9 protein-coding genes are annotated in these 19,361 nt (G+C 75.5%); 8 read left to right on the top strand and 1 reads right to left on the bottom strand.

The window, feature by feature from the left end; all coding sequences use genetic code 11:
* The first annotated feature begins 26 nt into the window (after positions 1-26).
* The 4 genes from lanKC to ACZ62B_RS33335 all read left to right on the top strand — a co-directional run bounded on the left by lanKC (position 27) and on the right by ACZ62B_RS33335 (position 6,600).
* Positions 27-2,705, top strand: a complete 2,679-nt coding sequence (gene lanKC / locus ACZ62B_RS33320) for a class III lanthionine synthetase LanKC (protein ID WP_344558724.1) — start codon at positions 27-29, stop codon at positions 2,703-2,705.
* Positions 2,702-2,830 (top strand): mycelium formation morphogenetic lantipeptide SapB, encoded by a 129-nt coding sequence (ramS, locus tag ACZ62B_RS33325; protein ID WP_006130296.1) that lies wholly within the window; start codon positions 2,702-2,704, stop codon positions 2,828-2,830. The genes lanKC and ramS overlap by 4 nt, the downstream gene beginning before the upstream one ends.
* 123 nt (positions 2,831-2,953) lie before the next feature.
* Positions 2,954-4,723 carry an ABC transporter ATP-binding protein gene (locus ACZ62B_RS33330; RefSeq protein ID WP_344558727.1) on the top strand — a complete coding sequence of 590 codons (1,770 nt, stop codon included), beginning with the start codon at positions 2,954-2,956 and terminating at the stop codon, positions 4,721-4,723.
* Entirely contained in the window at positions 4,720-6,600 is a 1,881-nt protein-coding gene (locus ACZ62B_RS33335) for an ATP-binding cassette domain-containing protein (RefSeq protein WP_469693193.1), read from the top strand. Before ACZ62B_RS33330 ends, ACZ62B_RS33335 begins: the two co-directional genes overlap by 4 nt.
* Positions 6,601-6,640: 40 nt before the next feature.
* On the opposite strand, the gene ACZ62B_RS33340 is transcribed toward ACZ62B_RS33335, so the two are convergent.
* Positions 6,641-7,237, bottom strand: coding sequence for a response regulator transcription factor (locus ACZ62B_RS33340; protein ID WP_073935076.1), 597 nt, complete (start codon positions 7,235-7,237; stop codon positions 6,641-6,643).
* A 584-nt stretch (positions 7,238-7,821) separates the two neighbouring features.
* On the opposite strand from ACZ62B_RS33340, the gene ACZ62B_RS33345 reads away from it, so the two are divergent.
* The 4 genes from ACZ62B_RS33345 (at position 7,822) to ACZ62B_RS33360 (ending at position 19,250) form a co-directional block, all read left to right on the top strand.
* Positions 7,822-8,691, top strand: coding sequence for a DUF4132 domain-containing protein (locus ACZ62B_RS33345; RefSeq protein WP_469693196.1), 870 nt, complete (start codon positions 7,822-7,824; stop codon positions 8,689-8,691).
* Between the two features lie 41 nt (positions 8,692-8,732).
* On the top strand, positions 8,733-13,775 hold the full coding sequence (locus ACZ62B_RS33350) for a DNA-binding protein (RefSeq protein ID WP_469693233.1): 5,043 nt from the start codon (positions 8,733-8,735) through the stop codon (positions 13,773-13,775).
* Between the two features lie 64 nt (positions 13,776-13,839).
* Complete coding sequence (locus ACZ62B_RS33355; RefSeq protein ID WP_469693198.1) at positions 13,840-17,421, top strand: DUF5682 family protein; 3,582 nt, start codon at positions 13,840-13,842, stop codon at positions 17,419-17,421.
* Positions 17,418-19,250 carry a hypothetical protein gene (locus ACZ62B_RS33360; protein ID WP_469693200.1) on the top strand — a complete coding sequence of 611 codons (1,833 nt, stop codon included), beginning with the start codon at positions 17,418-17,420 and terminating at the stop codon, positions 19,248-19,250. The genes ACZ62B_RS33355 and ACZ62B_RS33360 overlap by 4 nt, the downstream gene beginning before the upstream one ends.
* The last annotated feature ends 111 nt before the right edge of the window (positions 19,251-19,361 follow it).

Here is a 19,361-nt window from a genome sequence, read left to right on the forward strand (position 1 = left end):
TCAGCGACCGATGGGAGGGAGACGGCGTGAACAAGGGCTATGCCGTGTACTGCGACGCGGACCCGTACTTCTACGACGCTCCGCACCGCACCGTCTCCCCGGCCGGCGACGGACGCTCCCGGTACGCCGCGGCCTCGTGGCCCGTCCCGCAGGGATGGCAGCGCAACGAGAGCGGGGACTGGCTCGCCCTGCGTCCGGCCGACGCCGAACTGCCCGACCAGGGCTGGAAGATCCACGTCTCCGCCTGTCTCGACAACGCCGAGTCCGTGCTCGAACGCGTGTGGCGGCACTGTGTCGACGGCGGCACGGCCTTCAAGTTCGTCCCCAGCCGCTATCTGCTGCACCAGCGCAACGCCAAGTACGCGGACCGGGCGGGCAGCGGCAAGTTCATCACCGTGTACCCGGCGGACGAGGCGCGGTTCGAACGGCTCGCGGGCGAGCTGTCGGAGCTGCTGGCGGGCGAACCCGGACCGTACATCCTGAGCGACCTGCGGCTCGGCGAAGGACCCGTGCACGTCCGGTACGGCGGCTTCACCCGGCGCGAATGCTACGACGCGCAAGGGGAGTTGCGGCCGGCCGTGACCGGTCCCGACGGAGTGCTGGTGCCCGACCTGCGCGGCCCCGTCTTCCGCGTGCCGGACTGGGTGGAGCCGCCCGCCTTCCTGCGCCCGCACCTGGCGGCCCGGGACGCGCTGACCGTGGGCGGCCTGCCCTACACCGTCGAGTCGGCGCTGCACTTCTCCAACGGCGGCGGTGTCTACCTCGCCCGCGACTCCCGCACCGGGGAGCGGGTCGTCCTCAAGGAGGCCCGGCCGCACGCCGGCCTGGCGGCCGACGGCGCGGACGCGGTGACCCGGCTGCACCGCGAACGCCGGGCGCTGGAGCGGCTGTCCGGTCTCGGCTGCACACCCGAGGTGCTCGATCACCTGACGGTCGGGGAGCACCACTTCCTGGTGCTGGAGCACATCGACGGCAAGCCGCTCAACACGTTCTTCGCCCGCCGTCACCCGCTCATCGAGGCCGACCCCGGTGAGGAGCGGCTGGCCGAGTACACGGCCTGGGCCCTCGACGTCCACGCGCGGGTGGAACGTGCCGTCGAGGACGTCCACGCCCGGGGCGTGGTCTTCAACGACCTGCACCTGTTCAACATCATGATCCGCGAGGACGACAGTGTCGCCCTGCTGGACTTCGAGGCGGCGCACCAGGTCGGCGAGCCCGGCCGGCAGACCGTCGCCAACCCGGGGTTCGTGGCGCCGTCCGACCGGCGGGGTGTCGCGGTGGACCGGTACGCGCTGGCCTGTCTGCGGCTCGCGCTGTTCCTCCCGCTCACCAGCCTGCTGGCGCTGGACCGGCGCAAGGCGGTTCACCTCGCCGATGTGGTGGCCGGTCGGTTCCCGGTGGACCGGGCCTTCCTGGACGCGGCGGTCGACGAGATCACCGGCGGCGCCCCCGCCTCCACCGGCGCCCCGGCGGCGCGGCGGACGGACGGGCCGGTGGTGCCGGTCCGGCCGGACGACTGGCCCCGCAGCCGGGACTCGATGGCCGCGGCCATCCGCGCGTCGGCGACACCGTCCCGTACCGACCGCCTCTTCCCCGGCGACATCGCGCAGTTCGCCACGGCCGGCGGCGGACTGGCCTTCGGCCACGGCGCGGCGGGAGTGCTGTACGCCCTGGCCGAGAGCGGGGCGGGAAGGGACGAGGACGGGGAGCAGTGGCTGCTGGAGCGGACCAAGCAACCGCCGTCGGGCACGCCGCTCGGTTTCCACGACGGACTCGCCGGCCTCGCCTGGACGCTGGAGTACCTCGGCCACCGCGATCGCGCCCTCGACCTCGCCGAACTGCTCCTCGACCAGCCCTTCGACCACCTGGCCCCGGACCTGCACAGCGGCACCGCCGGACTGGGCCTGGCCCTGGACTCGCTGGCCGCGGCCACCGGGGAGACCGCCCTGCGCGCGGCGGCCCGGCGCTGCGCCGAGCTGACCGCCCGGGGCGGGCCGGCCGGGAGCGGGAAGACCGGGGACGGGAGTACCGGCCGGGCGCGTGCGGGGCTGCTGTACGGCGCGGCGGGACGCGCCCTGCTCTTCCTGCGGCTGTACGAACGCGACCGGGACCCCGCCCTGCTCGACCTCGCGCGGGACGCGCTGCGCCAGGACCTCGCCCGCTGCGTCCGCGGCGCGGGCGGCGCCCTGCAGGTCGACGAGGGCTGGCGCACCATGCCCTACCTGGGCGCGGGCAGCGTGGGCATCGGCATGGTGCTCGACGACTACCTGGCGCACCGGGAGGACGAGGAGTTCGAGCGGGCGAGAGGCGAGATCGTGGCCGCGGCGCAGGCCATGTTCTACGCCCAGCCGGGCCTGTACCGGGGTGTGGCCGGGATGGTGCTGTACCTCGCCCGCACGACGGCCGAGGTGCCCGGCACCGGTCCCGGGGCCGTCCGGCGTCAGCTCGACGCGCTGTCCTGGCACGCCATGGCCTACCGCGACCGGCTCGCCTTCCCCGGTGAGCAGATGATGCGCCTGTCCATGGACCTCTCCACGGGCACGGCCGGATGCCTGCTGGCCGTCGCCTCCGCCCACGGTGCCCCGCCCGCCGGGCTGCCGTTCCTTCCGCCGCCGCGCACGCGGGGCGGCCACATGACTCGGCCCCTTCCCGGGGTCGTGAGGAAAGAAGACAACCCGTTGTCCCACGAAGGGAAGATGTCATGAACCTGTTCGACCTGCAGTCGATGGAGACCCCCAAGGAAGAGGCCATGGGGGACGTCGAGACCGGCAGCCGCGCGAGCCTGCTGCTCTGCGGCGACAGCAGCCTGAGCGTCACCACCTGCAACTGACGCCGGTGTCGGCCGCCGCGGCGACGCGGTGAGGCATGTCGTCAGGCTCCGGCGCCCCGGGCTCCCGCCCGGGGCGCCGTCGCCCGTTCCGGTGGACGGACGGAAACGGAAGGAGATCGGCCGGTGCTGACGACCGGGTTCCGGGCACGGGACGGAGCCGGCGGCGCGGGGCCGGGGCGCACGCCCGAAGCACTGGTACTGCTGTGCTCGGTCGGAGCGGCCGCGGCGACGGTGGCCCAGCCCTTCGCCCTCGGCCGCACACTGGACCTGCTCCTGCGCGACGGCGGAGCCGACGGCGCCGCGGGACGCTGGCTGGCGCTGAGCGCCGTACTGCTCCTCGGTGAACTGCTGCTCGACAGCCTCACCTCCCTGTTCACCGGCCGCTGCAACGCCGTGTGGACGGCTTCCGTCCGCTCCCGCGCCCTCGACGGTCTGCTGCGCGCCGTACCGGAGCGCGCGGGGCCCTTCACGCCGGGGGACGTCGGGACCCGTCTGACCCTCAACGCCGCCGACGCGGGCGGCGCCCCGGCGGCCCGGGCGGCGCTGGCGGCCTCGATGGTCACGCCGGTGGGCGCGCTCGCGGCGCTGGCCGTCGTCGACGTGTGGGTGGCGGCCTGCGTGCTGGCCGGGCTGCCCGCCCTGGCGCTGGTGCTGCGGACCTTCGCCCGCGACACCGGTGCCTCGGTGGCCGCCTACCAGGACACGCAGTCACAGATCGCGTCCCGGCTGCTGGAGGCCCTGGAGGGCGCGGCGACGATCGCCGCCGCCGGGACCGCCGCCCGTGAACGCGCCCGCGTACTGGCGCCGTTGGAGGAGCTCGCCGCCCTGGGCCGGCGCATGTGGGCGCTGCACGGACGGGCCCTGGGCCGCAGCGGTGTCCTGGTCCCCCTGCTCACCCTGGCCGCCACGGCCGTCGGCGGCCTGCGCCTCGCGTCGGGCGCCCTGAGCGTGGGCGAGCTGCTCGCCGTGTGCCGGTACGCGCAGCTGACGGCCGGTGTCGGCGGCGCCGCCTCCCTGCTGGGCGCGGTGGTACGGGGCCGCGAGGCCCAGAACCGGACCCTGGCGCTGGCGGGCATGCCCGCGCTGGACCACGGGACGCGGCGTCTCCCCCCGGCCGGACCGGGCGATCTCGAACTGCGCGGCGTGCGGGTGGTGCGCGACGGCAGGCAGGTCCTGCGCGTCGACGGTGTGCGGGTGGAGGGCGGCACCACCGTCGCGGTGGTCGGCCGCAGCGGAGCGGGGAAGTCCGTCCTGGCCGCCGTGGCGGGGCGGCTGATCGACCCCGACGAGGGACACGTGCTGCTGGACGGTGTCCGCCTCGACCGGCTGACCCGGGAGGCGCTGCGCACCGAGGTCGCCTACGCCTTCGAGCGCCCGGCGCCGGCCGAGGGGACGGTCGCCGAAGCGGTCGCGGCCGGCCCCCGGCAGGTGTCGCCCGAACAGGTCCGGGAAGCCTGCCGTGCCGCGGGCGCCGACGGCTTCGTCCGCCGGCTGCCGAGCGGCTATGACACCCCGCTGTCCACGGCGCCGCTCTCGGGCGGCGAGCACCAGCGCCTCGGGCTCGCCCGGGCGTTCGCGCACGCCGGACGGCTGCTGATCATGGACGACGCGACGTCCAGCCTGGACACCGCCACGGAGCACGAGGTGGACCGGGCGCTGCGCCACTCGGTACGGCCCGGAACCAGGCTGGTCGTCGCACACCGCCCGTCGGTGGCGGCCCGGGCGGATCTGGTGATCTGGCTGGAGGACGGGGGAGTGCGGGCCGTCGCACCCCATCACGAACTGTGGCACGAGCCCGGCTACCGGGCGGTCTTCGGCGCCGGGGACACCGGGGCCGCGGCACCGGGCGCGGGCGCCACGCGCCGGTCCGAACCCGAGGAGGCACGGCGGTGACGCGTGTCGCGGGGGTGGGTGACGGGTCCGGGGCGTTGCGTCGCATCGCGCCGTCCGCTCGTCGTTTCCTCGCCCGTCGCACGGGGGTGTCGGTGCGGCTCGCGCTCTGGTCGCTCGTCGAGACCGGGCAGGCGTTCCTCGTGGGGTACGGCGTCGCCCGCGCCGTCGACCAAGGGTTCCTCGCCGGTGATGTGCGCCGGGGGCTGCTGTGGCTCGCGGTCGCGCTGGTCGCCGTACTGTTCGGCGCTCCGGTGATCCGGGGCGTGTTCACCCAGCTCGCCGGGTTGACGGAGCCGCTGCGCGACGGCCTGGTGCGGCGCGCGGTCGACCGGTCCCTGGCCCGGGCCGTCCTGGGCGGGGCCGGCGGGACGGACCGGGCGGCCGTCTCCCGGCTGACGAATCAGGTCGAGATCGCCCGGGACAGCTTCGCCGGTCTCGTCCTGACCCTGCGCTCCTTCGTCTTCACCGCCGCCGGAGCGCTGCTGGGGCTGCTGTCGCTGCACCCCGCCCTCCTCGTGGTGGTGCTGCCGCCGCTGACGGGCGGCCTGGCGCTGTTCCTGGTGACGCTGCGGCCCATGGCGGCGGCTCAGCGACGCGCCCTGGCGGCCGACGAGGCGCTGGGCGACCACGCGGCCCGGTCACGGGCGGCGCTGCGGGACCTGACGGCCTGCGGAACCGGGCCCGAGGCGGCGCGGCGCGGCGCGGAGCTGGTCGACGGGGCCGCCGCGGCGGCCCGTGCCCTGGCAGGCTGGGCGGCGGTGCGCACGGCGGCGCTCGGCGTCTCGGGCCAGCTGCCCGTCCTCGCGCTGCTGCTGGCGGTGCCGTGGCTGCGCGGACGAGGAGTGACGGCGGGCGCGCTGCTGGGTGCCTTCACCTATCTCGTCCAGTCGCTGCTGCCCGCCCTGCACACGCTGATGACCGCGCTCGGCGCGGCGGGGGCCCGGCTGCTGGTCGTCCTCGACCGGATCATCGGCCCGGAGCCGGAGCCGGAGCCGGAGCCGGCGGGGGCGAAGGCGTCGGCGGCCGGGCACCACGCGCGACCGAAGCCCGCGTACCCAACTCCCGGTACAGCCGTCACCGCCCGCCCCCGGACGACCGCCGGCACCCGGGCACCGGCTCACGGGGAACGTCCGGCGCGCGGCGGACCGGCCGCGGCGGTGGAGCTGCGGTCCGTGACCCTCTCCTACGGCGCCCGCGCCGAACCGGTCCTCGACTCGCTCGACCTGCGCGTCGCCCCGGGCGAGCGCCTCGCCGTCGTCGGACCGAGCGGCATCGGCAAGTCGACGCTCACCCGCCTGGTCGCGGGGACGCTCGCGCCGAGCGGCGGCGAGGTACGGGTGGCCGGCCGGGAGGTGACCGGGCGCACCCCCGCCGAACTCGCCGCGCTGCGTGTGCTGGTGCCCCAGGAGGCGTACGTCTTCTCCGGGACCGTGGGGGACAACCTCGCGTACCTGCGTCCGGACGCGGACCGCGCGGACCTCGACGCCGCCGTCGGGGCCTTCGGTCTGCGGCCGCTGGTCGAGCGCCTGGGCGGGCTCGACGCACCGGTGCGGCCCGCCGGACTGTCCCCGGGCGAACGGCAGCTCGTCGCGCTCGCACGCGCCTGTCTGTCCCCCGCGCCCCTGCTGCTGCTCGACGAGGCCACCTGCCACCTCGATCCGGCGTCCGAGGCGCGCGCGGAGGAGGCCCTCGCGCGGCGCCCGGGAACGCTGCTGGTGGTGGCGCACCGCTTGTCGTCGGCCGTCCGCGCCGACCGGGTGCTGGTGCTGGACGGGACGGAGGCGGTGTGCGGCACGCACGAGGAGGCGCTGGAACGCTCGCCGCTCTACCGTGACCTGACGGGCCACTGGAACGGCGGCCCGGCCCGGGAGCCCTGACCGGCGCCGGCCGTCCCGGGCGGGGTCACCGCACCGCCCGTCACGTCCATCCGGCGCTCTGGACGATGCGTATCGCGTCGACCCGGTTGCGGGCGCCCACCTTCCGGATCGCCGTGGCCATGTAGTTGCGGACGGTGCCCCGGGACAGGTGCAGACGGGCCGCGATCTCGGCCATCGGCGCCCCCTGGGAGGCGAGGGACAGCACGCTCAGCTCGCGGGTGGTCAGCGGCATCTCCGCGCCCTCCAGCAGGGCGACCGTGAGCGTCTGGTCGAGGAAACGTTCCCCCTTGGCGACCGTGTGCACCGCCGTGATCAGCCGGTCCGCCGGGGCGTTCTTGTCGACCAGCCCGAGAGCACCGCCGTCGAACGCCCGGCGGAGGATCCCCGGCCGCTTGGCGGTCGTCAGCACGACGAGCCGGTCCCCGCGCCGGGTGGGGAAGGGCGCGTCGTGCGCCTGTCCCGGCCCCCGCAGGCAGTCACCGTCCACGACCCACACGTCCGTCGGCGACATGTCGCGATCCGGCGGTCCGGCGCCGGGTGACATGGACGAGACCTCCAGCGCGGCATCGGACCTGAGCAGTTGCACCAATGCCGACCGCAGTAATTCCTCGTCGTGCACCACGACAGTACGAACCATCTCCCCCACCTCTTGTCAGCGGCTGCGCCCGCGGCAGCCGACCACGCCCCTCCCGCGCCACGAGCCGTGTGCCCTGATCCGCCCGGACCAACACGACACGTACGCACGTGCGAACCGCACCGGACGTAATCCGCCGTTCCCCGTGCCCCTCGGCGAGGGGGACGGCCGTGCCCGCCCGGCTGAAAACGACGGCGCCACACGCCCTCCGGCGAGCGGTGCCCGCCCCCGCGGAACGCGGCGGCCGGCCGTCACGCCCACGCCGGCGGTCCCGTCGCCCTGGTTACGACGGCACATCGCCGGCCGGAGCGGCCGTACCACGCCGGACGAGAGGGACCGGGCAGCGAGTTCACCCGTCCGGGGTTCGGCCGGAAACAGTCATCGTCCAATCTGGCGTGAATCCCACCGCCCGCCCGGACGGACCACGTCGGCCGGGGCATCCCCGCCGACCCGGCCCGCGGCGGGCGCCGATGGACTGTCGGTGGGTGCCTCTAGTCTTTCGACCGTCGTCACAGCGAGGCACGCCGATCAGGCCGTCGCCGGACGAGCTGTGCCGAATTCCGAGTGGTGGGAGAGGCGAGTAACCCATGGGCTGGCTGGCAGCGGGCGACACGTACGAAGTCGCTCTGGTGGAGGGCAGGGTGGTGGCGCGGTCCGCGTCGGAACCGTCCCCGGCGGAGCAGGCGAGAACTCTGCCGGAAGAGATACGGGACCGCCCCGAGGTACAGGAACTCCAGCGGTTCGCCGAGTGGCTGGAGCGGCACGCGGCCGAGTGCGCCGCACAGGTCGACACCTGGATGGTCTCCTCGCTGCCGGTGCCGTCCGGTCTGCTGGCCCGGCTCTGGCCCGACGAGGCATGGCGGTTCGCGCTGCGCGACATCGTCGTCGTCGGTGACGGTCCCGACGAGACCGGCTTCCTGCGCGACGCGGACGACTCGGGCGAGCTGCGGGTGGTCACCCTCGACGGCGAGACCGTCCGCCTGACGCCCCGCACGGTGACCATGCCCCACCCCGTCCTCCTCCCGGACCTGGAGGAACTCCGCACGTTCGCCGCCGAGCTGGGCGTGACGCAGGGCGTCGAGCAGATCCACCGCGCCACCTGGCACAAGCCCGCCGGCATCGACGGGCCCGCCCGCTCGGTCCGCGAGTTCGCCGGCGCCGAGTACCGCTCGTGGTTCCACCTCTCCTCCCGCATCACCTCCCTCGGCTACAAGGTCTCCGGCAACAGCGCCGTCGACCGGATCCTGGACGGCGGGCGCGTCGTCACCGCCTCGGTCGGCATGAGCGACCCCTACGCCGAGGAGAAGGCCTGGACCGGGAGCCTCAGCTGGAGCGAAGAGGACGGCTACCGCAGCCTGCCGCTGACCGAAGTCGGCCCCGTCGCCTGGTCCGAGGGCATGCGCATGGCCGCGGCCCTGCACGCGGGACGCACCGTGACCGAGGACGGCGCCGCGTGAACGACACCACGGCAGCGCACACCCAGGAAAGGCACACGCCCATGAACGACCCGACGACACGGAACGGCGCGCCGGCGGACCCGGAGGAACTGCTGCGCGCCGGTGCGGTGCTGCCGCCGGGCACCAGCGGAGCGGGCGACCGGGCCGTGCCCATGTACACCCAGGCCTACCGCCATCCGGGCCTGGACGGCAGGATCGTCGTACGCCTCACCACCGAGGAGCAGACCGGGGGACCGCGCACCGGTTTCCTCGGCCTCGAACCCGAGGGCGAGCCGGTGGAGGTCGGTCTCGGCCGGCCCCGCGCCCTGGGCTTCCCCGACTGGGTACTGGTCCACCATCCCTCGGACGGTCACCTCGCCATGTCCCTGGTCGAGGAGATGAACAAGGTGGCGCGGAAGGCGAGATCGAGCCCGAAGCGGGCCCGCGCCACCTACGAGTCGATCGGCGAACGGCTCGCGGGATCCGTACCGCACTTCCTGCCGACCTTCTACGAGCAGGCCGGCCGGGTCTTCCTGGCCGCCGACGAGAAGGCGTACGCGTCCCAGATGTTCGTCAACGCGCGCAAGGCCGAGACGGCCCACGGGCTGCCGTTCGACGAGGCGCGCATGGACGCGGTGTTCCTCGAGTTCGCCCTGGCCGGTGCCGTGCCGACGAAGATCCTCTCCGGCTACGCCAAGGGCCTGTCGTCCCGCGTACCGGCCGCGACGGCCTTCCGGCACCTGCGCGGGCTCTTCGTACGGCTCGCCGCGCACGGCGTGCCGCCGTCGAGTCCGGGCGCGGCCGACCTGCGCCGGCTGACGAAGTCGGTCGCGGGCAAGGACGCGCTCGCCGAGGAGATGGCCTACCTCCGCGAGATGCTGCCGCTGCCCGGCACGGTCAAGGCGCCGCCCGGCTGGTGGAAGGCCCACCGGGCCGCCCTGCTGGAACTGGCCCGGCGGGAGCCCGCCGTCCGCGGCACGCTGCTGGGGCTGCTGCCCGAGGAGTGGGAGCGCGAGGAACTGCCCCAGTGGCTCGACCTGCTGGAGAAGGCCGGAGCCATCGCCGGGTTGTGCGACGCCGCACTGCCCGCCGAGGTGCGTCCCGCCGACGGCACGGCCGGATGGACCCGCAGATTCCTGGCCCTGTGCGACACCGACAGGAAACACACCGCGCCGCCGGAACTGTATCCGCTGGTCGACCGCATGGCCGACGTGCTGCGCGCCGAACTCCGGGCCCACGAGGACGCCTTGCAGCCCCCCGGCGGCGACGTGAACCTGCTCGACCAGCTCCTGGCCCTGGACGTACCGGTGGCGGACCCCGGCGACGGCCGGTGGCTCAACCTGCACAACTGGGCGGCCTGCGAGCACCGGCGGGATCTCCTCGCGCTGGCGGCCGACACCCGCTTCCATCCGGCGTTCCGGCACAGCTGCCCCGACTCGGAGTTCGGCGACAGCGAGCGGACCGTCGTCAACCTGGCCAGGTCACCCGGCGGACGACCGATGCTCGCCACCTGGGTGGCGGAGGTCAGCCGGAAGTACCTCACCAGCGAACTGCCCGCATTCACCGGCTACTCCGGCGCTCTGCGCACCCTGTCCTGGCTGCCGGGAGAGGTGCTGGCCGTCGCCGCCGACGAGGTACGGGAAGCCCTGGCCACCGGCATCGCGCCCGCGCTGGCCCGCACCCTGCGCACCGGCGTCCTCGACGAACTGGGCTGGCCCGCCTGGGACGAGGCCCTGCGGGCCGCCGCGTCGCGGGAGAAGAACCGGGGCATCAGGGTCGTCGACGGCTGGCCGTACCTCATCGTCCTGTCCGGCGGAGAGGCCCGGGTGATCGGGGCGGAGGGCACGGTCCTCGCATGTGAGCCGAACCTCCCGGACCCCTCGGACGTGTTCGGGTCGTTCACCTGCCAGTACGTCGACGGCGGGCTGTTCGTCTGGTGGCGGCTGTCCTCCACGGCCAACCACACCTACACCTGGCAGGGGTACTGGCACGGCACCACCGACTCGCCGCGCATGGCGGTCGAGGGCGACGTCCACGCCTGGTGGCCCTGCGAGGTGGACGGGAGCGGAGGAGTCAACGGGGGCATGGCCCCCGCGTCCCTGCCCCTCCCCGGAGGCGGCCGGACCACCGGACGCGGGGTGCTGCGCCGAGGAGACGCCTTCGTGCCGGGGACGCGGCACATGATCGGTGACGGCACGTCGTACTGGGTGTGGGCCAGGAAGGACGGGGAGGACGGGCGGCACACCTGGCGCGCGTACGACCCGGTCGGCGACACGCTGGGCGAGCCCGGCGCACCGGAGTGGATCGACGGGGCCCTGCACACCGCTCCGGAGGGAAGCACCCTGGGGAATGCCTGGCTGCTGCCCGCCCCCTCCGCCGTACCGGGTCCGGTGTGCGCCCCGGTGGACGGGGTGCTCGGCTGGCGCGTGGTGACACTCCCCGACGGCTCGCAGCGGGGCGAGGACCTGGCCGGACGCTCGGTCGTCGTACCACCCGGAGCGGACGGGGAACCGCGGCACGCGCTGGTGTTCCCCGGCGCCGACCGGCCGGTGGCCGTGATCCACAAGTCGGGTACGGTCCGGCTGCTCGACACCGACGGCACGCTGGTCGCCGAGAGCGGGTACGGCTACCGGGCCGGCCCCTTCACCGCGGGTACGGCCCTGCTTCCGCACCTGCGCTACTGGCACTTCCTCCAGCCGCGCGACCCGCAGGGGTCCGCCGCGCTCCGCCAGATCGGCGAGGACACCGCGCAGGCGCTTCTGACGGGGGCCGTGGCGGCCCTGGAAGCCGAGCAGGACGACGAGCGGGGGAAGGAGCGGACGGAGAAGGACGGCCGGGACGTGGTGGACGGCCTGGTCCGCACACTCCTGCCGCAGGTCGGCCACGAGGCGCTGCGCGCGGGCATCACCGGGGTGGTGCGGTTCGCCGCCGAGCAGCAGCGCGTCCTGGACGCGGCGCGCGCCCGGCTCGACCTGGAGATCGAGGGCGCCACCCCGGAGGAGCCGCGCCCCGCGCTCGGCGACCGCCTGCTCGCCTCGGCGCTGAACGGCGTCGGTCTGACCGAGCGCGACAAGCGCATGTACTACGACTTCGACCACGGCATCTTCAAGCTCCCGCACCTGCTCGCCCGGTCGGTGCGGGGTCAGGGCGAACCGTCCCCCGCCGGCCGCGTACACCTGTCCCTGGCCAAGCAGGAGTCGGTGGAGCACCTGAACGCCCTGGCCCTGCCCGAACTGCCCGCCGTACTGGCCCTGCGGGCCGCTTCGGAGGCCACCGTGGAGGAGCACCGGCAGGCCTTGGAAGCCTTCCTCACGGAACTGGACGCGCAGGAGCTGACGGAGCTGGATCCCGGCCACTGGCGTCGTGTCCGAGTGATGCTGGACCACAGCCTGTTCCAGGGGCCCGAAGCCGTGCGGGGTTACACGAAGGGGGCCGTGCTCGACCTGGGCGGCGGCGCGTTCCTCGTCTTCGCCGGCGAGTGGTACAGGTTCGTCCAGGAGTACGACCCGGCCAATACCGGCGGAAGGCACTACGGCGCGGTTCACCACGATCCGTCCGGCCGGTTCGAGGCGCCCGCCCCCTACACCCTGGTGTCCGACGAACCCTTCGTCCCGGAGCCGACCAGGGCGCCCGGCTGGGCCGCGGCCTTCCGGGCCGAGCTCGCCGAGCGCGGACCGGCGCCCTGGCGTCCCGAGGCCGCCGAGGAGTTCGCCCGGCTCACGGGCCTCACCCCGACCACGGCCCGGCTGGTGCTCGCCGGCATGCCGCAGATCGACGACAAGCGCGAGGCCGTGCCCTCCGCGACCCTGAAGGTGATCGGCGTGAAGGCGGCCGACGCCCGCGTCGCCAAGGACGAGCTGAGGTCCCTCGACATCGGCGCCCTGCGGGCCGTCGTGGCGGCGCTGCTGCCCACCGAGCCGTCCCGGCTGTGGACGGACGGCCCCGACGTGGCCGCGGCGGCCGAGGTCTGGAACGAGCGGCTGGGCCGGCGCGCTCCCGTCCCCGAGGAGGTGCTCCACGACGCCGTCCGCACCGTGGAGCCCCAGGGGTGGGCACCGGGCGAGGCACTGCGCGGCTTCCTCGACGTGAGCGCCGAACCACGGCTGAGCCGGGACCTGACCTGGACGGCGGGCCGCTACCGTCCCGAATCCGCCGAAGGCACGGCCGGCTTCGACGAGCGCGCCCTGAAGACAGCGGTGCCCCTGGCCGCGTGGCTGGCCCACCGCCTCCCGTCCGGCGACCCGATCCGCGCCGTCCTGCCCTCGGTGCTGACCGCGATACGCGACCGGCTGGCCCACCCGGGACTGCTGCTCGCCCTCGGCGGGGAGATCGACCTGGAGGCGTACCGCCTGGCCGCCGGCGACCCCACGGAGACCGGCGACGGCTTCGAACGCTACGGCGCGGTCGTGCTGGGCGTCGCGAGCTCCATGCCCTACGCCGCCCTCCGGACCGCCCTGCTCGACCCGACCGGGAACGACCCCCACCTGGCGGCGCTGTTCCCCGGCCGACGGCCGACCGCCGTCGAGAGGGCTCTGCGCCTGGTCCACGACCGGCCCTTCGCCGAGCTGCTCGCCGACCCCGGGAACCCGTTGGCGGGCGAGCGCGACGCGGACGGGCTGTGGTGGCCGCAGGACCCGGCCCGGTCCGTGCCCGACCTGGTCACGGAGGTGGCCGAGCGGTACGGCATCGGCGAGGACGCCGCCGCCCTCTACCTGATGCTGCTCGCGATGCCGGACCCCACCGACCGCAACACCGCGCGCTGGACCGGCTGGGGCAAGCAGCGCGGCGGAACGGCCCGGCTCCGCGCCGCCCGCGCCGAACTCGCGGCCACCGGCCTCGTGGTCGAGGGCGACCGCTCCAAGGCCGGACGTTCGCTGTTCCTGCCCGGCGGCTGGACCCAGCTCGCCACCCCGCATCTGCCGCTGGAGCGGTGGAAGCTGCCGATGTACGACCTGCTCGACGGTGAGAGCCCCGTACTGGGCGTCGTCGTACCCACCCGGCCCGTCGCCGGCCTCTACCGCGAGGCCTGGCGGCGGGTCCAGGACGGGGACGGGCCGCAGCTGGAGGAACTGGAGGTGCCGCGACCGCGCAAGCGCCGTCGCTGAGTTCCGCACGAAGGGGGACGGCCGTCCCGTACGGCCGTCCCCGCCGGACCGCCCACCTGGACCCATGACCACGAGAGCAGAGGTGGCCGCCTTGGCGGCCCGCACGGAGCCGTACCTGATCGGCGTACGGCACCACAGTCCCGCACTGGCCGTCGCCGTGCCCCGGCTGCTGGACGCCGCGGGCGCCGAGGCCGTCTGCGTCGAACTGCCGGCCGACTTCCAGCCCTGGCTGCCGTATCTCTCCGATCCGCGCACCACGGCGCCGGTGGCCCTGGCCGGCGCGTACGCGGACGGACGGCTGCGCCTGTACCCCCTCGCCGACTTCTCCCCGGAACTGGCGGCGATCCGCTGGGCGCGGGACCGGGGCGCGGAGGCGATCTGCTGCGACCTGCCCCTCACGGCACCGGAGTGGACGACCGGCCCGGAGACGACCGGGGCGGAAGCGGCCGGGGCGGACGTGGACGGCCTGTGGGACCGCACCGTGGAAGTGCTCGCACCCGGCAGCGCTCCCGACGCCGTGCGCCGCGCCGCCCTCGGCTTCGGCCTGGCCGTGCGCCGGGACCGGGCGGCCCACGGCGGCATCGCGGCCGTCGACCTCGCCCGGGAGACACACATGCGCCGGGCCGCCGCCGCGGCCGGGGCCGGCGAACGCCGGGTCGCGGCGGTGATCGGCGCCTTCCACGCGCCCGGACTGACCGGCGAGGGCGGGGCCACGACCGCCGGACAGGCGGCCGGCGCGGGCTCCCCGGTCGTCACCTCCCTCGTGCCGTACGCCTTCGCCCTGCTGGACCCCCGCTCCGGGTACCCGGCCGGCATCCGCGACCCGCGCTGGCAGCAGGCGGTGCTCGACGCCGGTGGCGATCCCGGCCGGATACGCGACGCCGCCGCCCGCCTCGTCGCCGAAGTGTGCCGGGAGATCCGCGCGGCCGGCCACACCGCGGGCACCGGCGAGGCGATCGAGACCCTACGACTGGCCTGCGACCTCGGCACCCTGCGCGGTCTGGCGGCACCCGGCCGGGACGAACTGCTGGAGGCGGTGACGTCCGTACTGGGACAGGGGGGACCACCACCCGGCCGGGTCCTGGAGACGGTGCTGGTCGGCACGGGCCGCGGCCGGCTCGCCCCCGGCACGCCCCGGTCCGGTCTCGGCCCCTGGGTGGAGGCGGAACTCGCCTCGCTCCGGCTGCCGGGGCCGGGCGGTACCGGCCACCGGGAGGTCCGGCTCTCGCCGCTGCGCTCCGCCCTCGACGCCCGGCGCGAGATCCTGCTCCAGCGGCTCAAGGAGTGCGGGGTGGGCTACGCGGAGCCGGTCGAGGTGTCCGCCGTGGGGGAGGGGAGCGCCCTCACCACACGCTGGCGGGCGGCCTGGACCCCGTCGGTCGCGGCCCGGCTCGACCTGGTGGGCGTCAGAGGGGTCACCGCCGCCCAGGCGGCCGAGGGCACCCTGCGCGCGAACCACCGCCGGGCGACGGAGTCCGGCGGAGTCACCCCGGCGCGGGTCGTCGACCTGCTGGGGGCGGCGGCCCGGTGCGCCCTGCCGGGCCTGGTCGGCGACTGCCTCACGGAGGCGGCGCGGGTCCTGCCCACGACGGCCACGCTTCCCGAACTGCTGCGGTGCATGGACCTGCTGGAGTCGATACGCCGGGAGCACCTGCCCGGCACCACCGAGCGGACACGCCTCCGGGCGGCGGCGCTCCGCGACCTCCTGCTGGAAGCCGCCGTCCGCACCCTGCCCGGGCTGGCCGGCAGCGACGGGACGGAGGACGCCGTCGCCCTCGTGACCCTGGCCGTCCGCAGCGGTGAGGAACGGCTCGGGCTGCGCCTGGACGGCGAGTTGTACGCGCTCGCGCGCACCGGTTCCCCGCTCGTCCAGGGAGCGGCCCTGGCCGCACGGGTACTGCTCGACCTCGACAGCTCGGAGCTGCTGGGCAGGAGACTCGCCGACTGGATCGACTCGGCGACGGAACCGGACACCCGGCACCGGCTGGAGCGCCGGCTCGCCGGTCTGCTCGTCGCCGCCGGACCGCTGATCGCGTCCCTGCCCACCTCCCTCGACCCGCTGCTGGAGCGCGTCGAGACCCTGGACGACCGGGGCTTCCTCGACCGGCTCCCCGCGCTGCGCGGCGGTTTCCAGGCACTCACCCCGGACGGACGCGGGCGACTGCTGACGGCCGTGACCGACCGGCTCGGCGCCCGGCCCGACCTCCGGCTCACCGCGCCCGCCGAGACGGCCGGCCGGTGGGCCGAGGCGGACAACGAGGGGCTGGCCCTGCTGAGGGAACTGGGCCTGGCGGGTCTGGTGAGCCCTCCGCCCACGGATGGTCCGGTCCTGGCCGCTCCGGTCCTGGACGGTCCGGTCCTGGCCGCTCCGGCCCCGGACGGTCCGGCCCCGGATGCTCCCGCCCCGGACGCCCTCGTCCCGGACGGGCGGACGTCCGCGACGGGCGGTCGGTGGCCCGTCCGGGGCACGGAGCTTGATACCTCACGCCTAGGCCCCGCCGACCGCTGGCGGCTGCTGCTCGGCCGCGACACGGCGAGACTCCCCCCGGAGCTGGTGCCGTACGCCCGGGCCCTGGACGAGCTGTTCGGACGTGACGGGCAGGCGGGGGAGCAGGGCGCGGACGGCGGCACGGACCAGACGGAGGGCACGGATCCGGCCGACGGCGGTCCGGACGACCTCACCGGTGGCCGGAACCCGAGTTACCCCGGTGTCCGGCACTGGGCCGAGGACCTCGAAGCGCTCTTCGGCGCGGACATCCGGGAGGAAGTCCTGGGACGCGCCGCGGCCAAGGGCCGTACGGATGTGATCGACCACCTGGACCCGGACTCGGTACGCCCTTCCGTGGAGCTGCTGTCCGCCGTACTGTCGCTCGCCAGGGGAATGCCCGAACAACGGGTCGCCCGCCTCCGGCCGCTGGTCAGACGGCTGGTCGAGGAACTCGCCCGGGAACTCGCCGCCCGGCTGCGCCCCGCGCTGACCGGTCTCACCACCCCGCGTCCCTCCCGGCGCCCCGGCGGCCGGCTCGACCTGCCCCGTACCCTGCGGGCCAACCTCGTCCACAGCCGCCGCCTGGAGGACGGGACCGTCCGGATCGTCCCCGAGCGGCCGGTCTTCAGGACCCGTGCCGCCAGGCAGAGCGACTGGCGGCTGATCCTCGTCGTCGACGTGTCCGCGTCCATGGAGTCCTCGGTCGTCTGGTCGGCGCTGACCGCCGCCGTACTCGGCGGCGCGCCCATGCTCTCCGCCCACTTCCTCACCTTCAGCACGCGGGTCGCCGACCTCACCGACCGGATCGACGACCCGCTCTCCCTGCTGCTGGAGGTGAAGGTCGGCGGCGGCACCCACATCGCGGCCGGTCTCGCGCACGCCCGCACACTGGTGACGGTGCCGAACCGCACCCTGATGGTGGTCGTCAGCGACTTCGAGGAGGGCGGCGCGGTCGACGGTCTGCTGACCGAGGTCAGGTCCCTGGTCTCCTCCGGTGTCCACCTGCTGGGCTGCGCCGCCCTGAACGGCGACGGAACCCCCCGCTACTCGGTACCGGTCGCGCGGCAACTCGTCGCGGCCGGAATGCCGGTGGCCGCCCTCAGTCCCCTCTCGCTCGCCCGCTGGGTGGGCGAGCGCCTCCGCGGAGCGACCCGATGAGCCGTTCGCTCCCACCCGTCGCACCGGAGGTGTTCGCCTTTGCGGTGGAGAGCCTCACCACGAGGCTCCGCGGCAGACTGGACGCGGCCGTCGAGGCCCTGGCCGGCGCGCCGGCCACCACCGGGGACGGCACCGTCCGCGTCCGCTGCGGCGAGGACGCCCGGGTGACCCTGACCCCCGGCCCGTCCGGCACCGTCACCGCCCCCGGCCAGGCCCACTGCACCTGCCTCCTGGCCCCACGCTGCCTGCACCTGGCGGCGGTACTGGGCGCCTGCCCGGTCGCCGACACGCCGCTCGCGGCCGACGCGACGCCCGCGGCCGGCCCGGACCGCCCGGCCGCCGCCGGCCGTCCCGCCGACGACGGTCGCCGGACCGTCCCCGACCGCCCCGGCACCGAGAAGGAGCCGCTCGCCGGTTCGGGGCGCCGGTCCGCCCTTGTTCCCTCCGCCGACCGGACACGGGCGGCCTCCGGACTCTGGACGGCGGCGGCGGCCGTGCTGTCCGCCGGGACCGCCGGGGCCGGAGCGGTCCTTCAGGCGGAGTTGCTGCGCGCCGCCCACACCGCCCGCCTCGCGGGTCTCCACCGCGCGGAGGCCGCCGCCCTGGACGTCGTGCGCCACCTGCGTGACGAGCGCGACCCGCACCGCCCCCGCGCCCTCGCCGCACTGGTCGACGCCCTGCGCGAACTCCTCCTCGTCACCCACCGGTTGAGGTCCGCCGACCCCGACCCGGCGCTCATCGGCGCCGTCCGCCACCACCACCGCCCCGACGGACCGCTGCGGCTGTACGGCGTCTGCCGCGAACCGGTGATCGGGCCGGACGGCCTCGGCGGGGTGGTCACCCACCTCGTCGACGACGACGGCCACGCGTACACGCTCCCCGACGTCAAGCCCGGCGGCCCCGCCCGCGCCCGCCGGGCCGGCAGCGCCCATGTCGCCCTCCGGTCCTTCCTGAGCGACCACTTCCGGGTGTCCCGCGGCGGCCTGATCGTCACCGGAGCGGTCGTCGCCCCGGACGGCCGCCTGCTGCCGGAACCGGGGGTCCGCGCCACCTTCGCCGCCGGACGGCCCTGGCTCCCGTCGGACCCGGACCCCGACGGAGCCGAACCCACCGGGTCACTGACCGTCCGCGACGTGGAGATCGCCGCCACCGACGGCGAGGACCTGCTGGTCCGCGTACTGCCGGGACGGGCAGCCGGACCGGTCCGGCTGGCCCCCGCGCTCCGTCATCCCTCTCTCGCCCACACCGCGAACCTGCGGCGCCTGGGCGAGCACCCCGGGCTGCGGATCCGGGTCGTCGGACGCCTCGATCCCGACCGGGTCACCACCCTCCGCCCGCTCGCCGTCGCCCCGGTACCCGGCACGGAGGCGACCCTGCGCCTGCCGGACGACTGGCAGGGCCGCGCCGATCTCGGCTACGACCACCTCCGGGACGACCACTTCCCGGCGGACCCGTCCTCCCCGCCCGAACCGGCCCCCGCCGGTCCCGTGGACGACTCACCGCTCCGGCGCGTCCGCCGACTGGTCGAACTGGCCGTCGCCGGGGGACGCAGGGCCGCCGCCGAATCCGCGCGCGGAGACGACCTGCGCGGCCACGCCGCCGCGCTGCGCCGCGACGGGTTCGTCACCGGCGCGGCCCTGGCCGCCGCGCTCGGCGCGGTGGCCGCCGACCGCACCCGTGACGCGTTCGGCCGCCTCGACGAGGGCGGTCCCGACCGGTACACGGCCCAGTGGCTCGCCACGGCCGTGTACCTCACCGGCACCGAGGCGGCGCTGCGCCGGGGCAACTGGCTCGGCCACGCACCGGGTCCAGCCGGGTCCGCACGGTGATCCGGCTCGGTCCACGACGCGTCGCCGCACCTCACGTACCGACGACCTTCACGCCCGCGCCACGGCGCCCTTCCCCGACGTTCGCTGCTCCTGGAACACTCCTTTCGCGCG

The sequence above is a fragment of the Streptomyces sp. NPDC053426 genome (assembly GCF_055585405.1).

Coding starts and splice junctions, on each gene's coding strand:
- ramS (WP_006130296.1), top strand. CDS start 2,702: ATGAACCTGTTCGACCTGCAGTCGATGGAGACCCCCAAGGAAGAGGCC.
- ACZ62B_RS33340 (WP_073935076.1), bottom strand. CDS start 7,237: ATGGTTCGTACTGTCGTGGTGCACGACGAGGAATTACTGCGGTCGGCA.
- ACZ62B_RS33345 (WP_469693196.1), top strand. CDS start 7,822: ATGGGCTGGCTGGCAGCGGGCGACACGTACGAAGTCGCTCTGGTGGAG.
- ACZ62B_RS33350 (WP_469693233.1), top strand. CDS start 8,733: ATGAACGACCCGACGACACGGAACGGCGCGCCGGCGGACCCGGAGGAA.
- ACZ62B_RS33355 (WP_469693198.1), top strand. CDS start 13,840: ATGACCACGAGAGCAGAGGTGGCCGCCTTGGCGGCCCGCACGGAGCCG.
- ACZ62B_RS33360 (WP_469693200.1), top strand. CDS start 17,418: ATGAGCCGTTCGCTCCCACCCGTCGCACCGGAGGTGTTCGCCTTTGCG.